We start from the raw sequence: 6,688 nt of genomic DNA on the forward strand, positions 1-6,688 counted from the left end.
AGCGAGCTCGGCCCGGTCGCGACCAATAGCGTCAGCGAGGTGGGAGAGCACCTCGTCGACCAGGGCGGGGGTCGGGGCGTCGGGGATGCTGCGGAGCTGCCGCACCGGCGATGCCTGATCGGTTGCCACAGAATCGAACTCCCAACTCCAACGATCTCGGAACCGGGTGAACATCACGGGCCTCATTCCGGTTGGGTAGTGGAAGCGCTCTGTCGAAGCGTGGGGGTGAGGCGGTCCGAATCGATTCCGTGGATTCGGACCGCCGCGGCCCTCACGCGGCGTGTGCGAGCTGCTCCTCTTCCGGGGGGTCGTTGTCGTCGACGGTCCCGCGCTCGTCCATGGCGGGGACGGTCGTGGAGTTCTGGTCGAGGGGGATGGTGCGGTAGTCGAGATCGCCGGCGGCGGCTAGTTCGACGTCGACGAGCCGGAACTGTTCGTTGCGGTCGCTGGCACGTCCCCGGCTGGCCAGGTGTTCACCGACCGCGGCGAGGAAGTGCAGGTAGGCCGAGACGGTGGTGGCCTGCCATGTGTTGGTGCGCCAGCAGTCCTTGTCGAGGGTTGATTCGTGGGCGGCGAGCACGAGCCCGAGCGTGATCACCCACGCCCTGCCCGCCACCGCTGATGCCGCAGTGTCGGTGAGGCCGGTGCTGTTGTTCGCGTTGAACAGGGTCAATGCCAGTGTCCGGGCGCGGGTTCCGCCGAGCAGGGTGGTGTCGCGCGCCAGTGAGGTCGCGACGAGCTCGGCGCTGCCCGGTGGTGGGGTCCGCAACGTGAGCACCCGCGCCAGGAATTCCAGTCGCCGCTTCTTCGCGGCGGCGCCGCGTTTGTTCAGCTCGATCACCCGGCGCCGTTCCTCACGTTTCCGGGCGCTGTCCGCTGCCGCCTGTTCGGCAGCGACCCGGGCAAGATCACCACCAGCACCCTCACTGCCACCCTCGCCGTCTTCGGGACGGTCACCGCTGGTGTCGGGGTCTCGGCGGTGCAGCCCGGCGGCGTCGAGCTGGTCGACGGGCAGGTAGTAGCTCGGCATCCACACGTCCCGGTACTCCAATCCGGCGGCGCTGCGCAGCCCGTCGGCGGGTTCGGTGTTGGGGAGGTCGGCGTCGAAATCGACGGTGTCGGGGTCGATGACCTCATCGGTGGTGGGGTCGAAGAGTTCGGCGTCCTCGATCAGTTCCATCGCCACCGCCCACCGTCCTGGTTCGGCGTCGATCGCCTCAGGGGAAACCGGTTCGGCGTTGGTGTCGACAAGGTCGTCGACCGGTACATAGGTGTCGAGGTCGACCTCGACGGATTCCACTGCCAGGATCGGGTGCCCGACCGCGGCATAGGGCAGGGCGGCTGTGAGCCGGTCGCGGCGTCGGGCACGGTCGGCGGCGATCATCTCGGCTTCGTAGTCGAAGTTCCACCGCACAGCCGACAACTTCTCCACCGCGGCGTAGTCGCCGAGCTGTTCGTATCCGGCGATCACCTCGAGCTGGTCAAGACTGAACGCGCTGGAATCCAACAAGTTTCGGGCCGTGCTCGATCGGCCGATCTTCCCGGCCTTACGAACCCGTGCGGTGTCGATTTGCAGACCCTCGGCGATACGGGTGGCGGTGGCACCGAGGTCGAGCATGTAGGCCACCCCGGCCGCACGCGCCGAATCGGTCAACTCGATGCGCCGGTCGTTGAGGTTGATCTGATCCAACGCCCGATCGATCAACCGCTCCGGATCATCGATCGACCGGTCGGTGGCCTCGACATAGACAGGCACCTTCGCAAGGCCGAGGGTGCGGGCGATCAACGCGCGGACCTGGCCGTCGACGACCACGACGTGTCCGTCGGGGCCGCGCTGGGCCAGGATCGGATCGCGCACCCCGAACCGCCGGATCGACTCGACCTCTTTCGGGTGGGCGTCGAGATCGATCTGGTCTTCGGGACGCACGTTGTGCCCGATGACCAGATCAGCGGGGTCCATGCTCACGGCCTCGGCGGCCGCGGGCAGCGGGGCGAGCACGGTGAGGGTGGCGTCGGTTCCTGGCGAGGACTCCTGATCCAGGTCGGCGGATGTGTCGGGCTCGATGGTGGTGGTGGACACGAAAGCTCCTTGCGTAGAGGACGACAACGACGCGCCGATCAGCAGAAGCCGGAGCGCGCCGAGAGTGGACGAAGGTCAGCGGGTGGTGCGGGAGCGGCGGGCCACGTTGAGCGGATACAGCCGCAGCGCCCCGGTCTCGTCGGGCCCGTAGGTCCAAAACCGTCCCCGCCAACCCCGCGCCTGTTCACACCACAGCTCGATGACGGGGTTGTCGGCGAGCATGGTGGCGGGTCCGGCGGTGCCGAGGTGCTCGCGTCCGGCGAACTCGGACCGTGAGATCGACTCCACGACGGTGACGTCGATCGCGGGTGGGGTTGTGCTCATGCGGGACTCCTGTTCGGTCAAGGGGTGATCGCGTGGCATGCGCGGCGCGGTGGCCGACGACCACCCAGGTCAGGGTTACGCTGGATGTTTGCTGGTGTCGGGTGGTGCGGAAGGGTGTGGTGATGGCGAGAAGCTGGTGAGTGGGTTACCGCGGTACGCGCCGATGCTGGCCGCCGCGGGTGCGTTGCCGGTGGACGACGGGCGGTGGGCCTTCGAGCTCAAGCACGACGGGATCCGGGCCCTGGCCTACGTCGATGAGCGGTTGCGGTTGGAATCGCGCAACGGCAACGACATCACCTCGGCCTGGGCCGGAACTGGCCGGGCTCGCCCCGGCTGAACCCGGTTTCGTCGTCGACGGTGAGATCGTCATCGAAGTCGCGGGCCGGTCCTCGTTCCGGGCATTGGCCCCGCGAATGCACCAACGCAACCCGGCCACCATCGCAACCCTGGCCCAGACCTCACCGGCGACGTTCATGATTTTCGACCTGCTCCACATCGGCGACCGATCCCTGACCGGGCTGCCCTACCCTCAACGGCGCGAACTGCTCGAACTCACCGGCCTGGCCGGACCGCACTGGCGAATTCCCGGCCTGCTTCCCGGGCCGGCCGCCGACGCCCTGGCCGCCTCGCAGGCGCTCGGAGCCGAGGGAATCATCTGCAAGCGCCGCGACAGCTGGTACCTGCCCGGGCAACGCAGTCCCGCCTGGACCAAGGTCAAAAACGTGTCCCACCAGGAGGTGGTGGTCATCGGCTGGAAAACCGGGACGGGCCGACGGGCCGGAAAGATCGGGTCGCTGCTGGTCGCGGTCCCCGACGACCGAGGCAACCTGGAATACGCGGGCAGTGTCGGGACCGGATTCACCGTAGGGATGCTCACGGACCTGCACGAGCGATTGGCGCCGCTGCAACGCCCGGACCCACCGGTCCCCGGATTCCGGTCGACCGCGACCGGGGTGGTGTGGCTCGAACCGTGTGTGGTCGGAGAAGTCGCGTTCACCGAGTGGACCGGCGACGGCCGCCTACGCCACCCGAGCTGGCGGGGACTACGGCTGGACAAAGACGTCGATGAGGTGGAAACACCGACCGGACGACAATAAGTCACCGTCGACGGGCACTCGAGCTGACAAGCATTCTCGGGCTACCCCGCAGCGCGCATCGAGCCGGAAGGGTCGGGTCAGAGACTGTCGGTCGCTGCGGAGCTGACGCTGATGCCGAACCTGCCGTGGTAAGCGGTGAGGATGAGTATTCCGCGGTGGGCGGCGTGGTGGCGGATCAGCTCGATCAACGTCACGCCGTCGAACGATTCGGTGAGGTCGATGTATTCGACGAAGTCGTCCCCACCGACCGCGGTGCCGGAAAAGTCGAAGCGGCTGCGGTTGTCGTAGCCGACCGCGTACACCACCTTCGACGATCCGTCGGGTCGAGTCGGGTCGGCGAGCAGACGAGGCCGACCGTTGGACAGCAGATAGGTGCCCTCGTCTTTGGCCCATACCAGTGCCGGCGGCACCGGGTCGGGTTTGTCGGTGTCCCACTCGGGCCAGGAATGCTCACCAGCGGCCATGGCGTGCTCGGCAATGGGCAAGACCTGGCGCAGCGGGAACCACAACTCGAACGAACTCGATCGACGCATGATGCGATACCTTTCGTTTGAAGGGCACTGGGTGTTGGCGGCTTAGAACACCGCGCACGCTGTGCCGTAGCTGTTCCGGTGAAACCGGTGAGACCGATGAGCGGGTAAAGGATGTCGGTGGCGGCGCGTTGGCCGGGGACATCCGCCAGGCCTGTGTCGAGGGCTCGGTGAATCGAGGCCCCACACCCTGGAGGGAGCCTGAACGCGCTGTGTCGGTCGCGCCGCGCGAGGACGCGGCGAAGAGGGGGTATCGGCTCGGTGCCGTGGAACGTCGACCGCAACGCGGTCGGCGGGCTCACCGCGCTGAAGTAGATGTGCGGCGACAGGGCTCGGCGTGACGGGAGGGACTGCTAGGAGCGGCCCAGCGCTGGTCTGCGCTCAGCTCCTAGGCCGTCGCACAGATTCGGTTCTCGAGAGCTCGATCCTGCTGCCGCTCTGGGTATCCCGCGCGCGGGCTGGGTTGCCCGGCGGTCAGTGCTCGCAGTCGTTGTGCGCGGGCGGGCTGTAGGTGGTGGCACCGCACGCGAGGCAGGTGTGGGCGCGGTGGTGCCCGCCGACGCGGCGGCACGGCATGGCCGCGACCATCGCGCGTCCGGCGCCGAGGCGGTGCCCGTTCGGGCAGAACCGTGGGGAGGGCTCCGTCCAGATCCCGACCCGCAGGTAGGGTCGCGCCGACTCACACACCGATGGGAACATGTGTTCGATTATGGTATCGATCATGGAGGTGAGAGACTTAGTCCGGATCGGCACGAACGGCGTCAGCCAGTTCAAGATCCTCGAGATCGACGGCACCACCGCCCGGATCGAGCCGACCCTGGACGCCCCCGGCGCGTACCCGTTCTCGATGCGGCTGCTCGACCTGACTCCCTGGACCGGGTGAGCACGATGAACGACGGCGGAGACGAACCGAGCGGGCCCGCGCGAACCGAGGGCACCTTCCCTCGGCCGTTGTACCCGCAGGGGCGCGGTCACTTCGCGCGGACCGTGGTCGAATCGCCGAAGCCGGTATGGGTGCGGCTGGACGCCATCGTGATCCGCGATCCCGGCACGCCCCGCCACGTCAACGGTGCCGGACTGGACATGACCGGAGAACGTCCGGGACTGCTCACGCACTGGGTCCCGACCTATGCCGGTGAGTGGCTGGGCCGGGTCACCTACTCGATCGCCTACGCCGACGGCCGCCCGGATCTGCAGTTGAGCGACCAGCTCGTGCCCGCCTACGCGCTGCGCCCGCGAACCGCGGGCCCGGCCGGTCCTCGACGCTCCGCTGGCTGACCGCCGCCCCAGTACTGCGACTGGGCGCCGATCTCGGCCGCGGGGGAGTCGCGAGGCTGGGCTGGCTGGGTGGTCACGATGCGCGGGCGTAGTACCCGTCGATGCCGAGCTGGGTGAGTTCGTTGGTGAGTGGGGCGTAGTCGGGGCGGGCGGCGACCCAGGTGGTGAAGGTCGACCATTCCCAGCCGTGGTGGCGGGCGATGTCGCGGGATCTGAGGGTGCGGGTGTATTCGACCGAGGCATGGGCGAAGCCGAGGGCTGCTTGGACCTGTTGGGGTTTCAGCGAGCTGGCGAACACGCGCAGTTCGAAGGTGTCTTCGGGGTAGACGTTGATCGCTTGCTGTCGGCCGAACCCGTGGTGACTGCCGTGGGCGAATTCTCGGCATCGTCGGCGGGCGGCGGGAGTGAACTGCGCCCAGGTGGAGTTTCGGCGGGCCAGGGCGATGACCTCGGGTTGGTTGCGGTGGATGAATTTCATCCACCGGTAGATGTGGGCGGGGGAGTCGAACCCGTCGCGGGATAGGTGGATGTGGATGCCGACCTCGTCGTCGGTGTGGCAGCCGAGCAGCCGCAGCCTGCCCAGCAGCGACCAGGGGAACTCGCTGATCGCGTAGTGGTAGGTCATGGGGTGGGTGACCAGTTCGAACCCGCAGCTGATCGATCCGTCCTGCTTGAGGTAGGCCAGATCGCCGACGGCGGCCTCGGCGGTGTCGACGGCGTCGGTGAAACCGTCTCTGGTGGCGCGGATTTCGAGTTCGAGACCGAGGTAGAGGGGTCCGTCGCCGTGGAAGACGGGGGTGGGCTTGTAGAAGTAGTCGAAGATCGCGGGGTGGTCTGATCGGCAGTCCGAGCACTGGTCGGTGCCGAAGGGGACCAGGGTGACGCAGGTGTCGCATTCGCGGTATTCGCTGGCACACAGCTCGCACACGTCGATGCCGTCATCGGTGGTGTAGGCACGCGCGGTGCGCGCCAGGCAATCACCGCATCGCACGTAGTCGCGGGCACAGCTCGCGCAGAGGTCGTGGCCGCTGATGACCTCGACGAGGTCGCGGACCGAACTCCGGCACTGCGGGCACTCAGGCCAGTCGGCCCGGCAATCACCGCAGAGTCCGTCGGTGTCTGAGAGGTCGACGAGGTCGGCTGCCGGGGTCGCGGTGCGGCACTGGCCGCAGGCAGGTTCTGCGAGAACCGGGGTGGGCATGGGGGTGTTTCCTTCCGTGGAAAGCACTGAGCCCGCACCCGTGGTGGGTGCGGGCTCAGTGGCCGGTGAGGAATCAGAAGGCGCGATGCTGGACCGTCGGTTGCGCGTCGCGACCGAATGTGGGTCCGGGTCGGTGGACGGCTCCTGTTGTGGTTGTCCACAGAGGTATCCACAACAT

The 6,688-nt window shown here is 67.8% G+C and carries 9 protein-coding genes; 4 read left to right on the forward strand and 5 right to left on the reverse strand.

Annotation, left to right across the window (positions count from 1 at the left end; all coding sequences use genetic code 11):
- Nucleotides 1–271: 271 nt before the first annotated feature.
- Both QH270_RS29810 and QH270_RS29815 read right to left on the reverse strand, forming a co-directional pair.
- Nucleotides 272–2,080, reverse strand: coding sequence for a ParB/RepB/Spo0J family partition protein (locus tag QH270_RS29810; RefSeq protein WP_067637970.1), 1,809 nt, complete (start codon nucleotides 2,078–2,080; stop codon nucleotides 272–274).
- Nucleotides 2,081–2,155: 75 nt separating this feature from the next.
- Nucleotides 2,156–2,404, reverse strand: coding sequence for a hypothetical protein (locus tag QH270_RS29815; protein WP_280347576.1), 249 nt, complete (start codon nucleotides 2,402–2,404; stop codon nucleotides 2,156–2,158).
- 136 nt (nucleotides 2,405–2,540) lie between these two features.
- Between QH270_RS29815 and QH270_RS29820 the strand changes: the two genes are divergently transcribed.
- Together QH270_RS29820 and QH270_RS29825 are read left to right on the forward strand one after the other, a co-directional pair.
- Nucleotides 2,541–2,741, forward strand: a complete 201-nt coding sequence (locus QH270_RS29820; RefSeq protein WP_280347578.1) for a hypothetical protein — start codon at nucleotides 2,541–2,543, stop codon at nucleotides 2,739–2,741.
- Nucleotides 2,659–3,501, forward strand: coding sequence for a hypothetical protein (locus QH270_RS29825; RefSeq protein ID WP_210740973.1), 843 nt, complete (start codon nucleotides 2,659–2,661; stop codon nucleotides 3,499–3,501). Before QH270_RS29820 ends, QH270_RS29825 begins: the two co-directional genes overlap by 83 nt.
- A 77-nt stretch (nucleotides 3,502–3,578) precedes the next feature.
- Here QH270_RS29825 and QH270_RS29830 read toward each other — a convergent pair whose 3' ends face one another.
- Nucleotides 3,579–4,034, reverse strand: a complete 456-nt coding sequence (locus tag QH270_RS29830) for a DUF3085 domain-containing protein (protein ID WP_168441132.1) — start codon at nucleotides 4,032–4,034, stop codon at nucleotides 3,579–3,581.
- A gap of 471 nt (nucleotides 4,035–4,505) precedes the next feature.
- Nucleotides 4,506–4,730, reverse strand: coding sequence for a hypothetical protein (locus QH270_RS29835; RefSeq protein ID WP_067645078.1), 225 nt, complete (start codon nucleotides 4,728–4,730; stop codon nucleotides 4,506–4,508).
- Between the two features lie 22 nt (nucleotides 4,731–4,752).
- On the opposite strand from QH270_RS29835, the gene QH270_RS29840 reads away from it, so the two are divergent.
- Both QH270_RS29840 and QH270_RS29845 read left to right on the forward strand, forming a co-directional pair.
- The gene (locus QH270_RS29840; protein ID WP_167353353.1) at nucleotides 4,753–4,914 is read left to right on the forward strand and encodes a hypothetical protein; all 162 of its coding nucleotides are present in this window, start codon (nucleotides 4,753–4,755) and stop codon (nucleotides 4,912–4,914) included.
- Between the two features lie 5 nt (nucleotides 4,915–4,919).
- Complete coding sequence (locus QH270_RS29845; protein ID WP_067645093.1) at nucleotides 4,920–5,309, forward strand: hypothetical protein; 390 nt, start codon at nucleotides 4,920–4,922, stop codon at nucleotides 5,307–5,309.
- A 73-nt stretch (nucleotides 5,310–5,382) separates the two neighbouring features.
- On the opposite strand, the gene QH270_RS29850 is transcribed toward QH270_RS29845, so the two are convergent.
- A complete protein-coding gene (locus QH270_RS29850; RefSeq protein ID WP_245655556.1) occupies nucleotides 5,383–6,510 on the reverse strand; it encodes a hypothetical protein in 1,128 nt (375 codons plus the stop codon).
- Nucleotides 6,511–6,688 lie beyond the last annotated feature (178 nt).

Source organism: Nocardia neocaledoniensis (genome assembly GCF_029868625.1).
Classification (GTDB): Bacteria; Actinomycetota; Actinomycetes; order Mycobacteriales; family Mycobacteriaceae; genus Nocardia; species Nocardia neocaledoniensis_A.

Excerpts from the sequence above, each read along its gene's own strand:
- QH270_RS29825 (WP_210740973.1), top strand. The coding sequence starts at position 2,659 with ATGAGCGGTTGCGGTTGGAATCGCGCAACGGCAACGACATCACCTCGG.
- QH270_RS29835 (WP_067645078.1), bottom strand. The coding sequence starts at position 4,730 with ATGTTCCCATCGGTGTGTGAGTCGGCGCGACCCTACCTGCGGGTCGGG.
- QH270_RS29830 (WP_168441132.1), bottom strand. The coding sequence starts at position 4,034 with ATGCGTCGATCGAGTTCGTTCGAGTTGTGGTTCCCGCTGCGCCAGGTC.
- QH270_RS29840 (WP_167353353.1), top strand. The coding sequence starts at position 4,753 with ATGGAGGTGAGAGACTTAGTCCGGATCGGCACGAACGGCGTCAGCCAG.
- QH270_RS29845 (WP_067645093.1), top strand. The coding sequence starts at position 4,920 with ATGAACGACGGCGGAGACGAACCGAGCGGGCCCGCGCGAACCGAGGGC.
- QH270_RS29850 (WP_245655556.1), bottom strand. The coding sequence starts at position 6,510 with ATGCCCACCCCGGTTCTCGCAGAACCTGCCTGCGGCCAGTGCCGCACC.
- QH270_RS29815 (WP_280347576.1), bottom strand. The coding sequence starts at position 2,404 with ATGAGCACAACCCCACCCGCGATCGACGTCACCGTCGTGGAGTCGATC.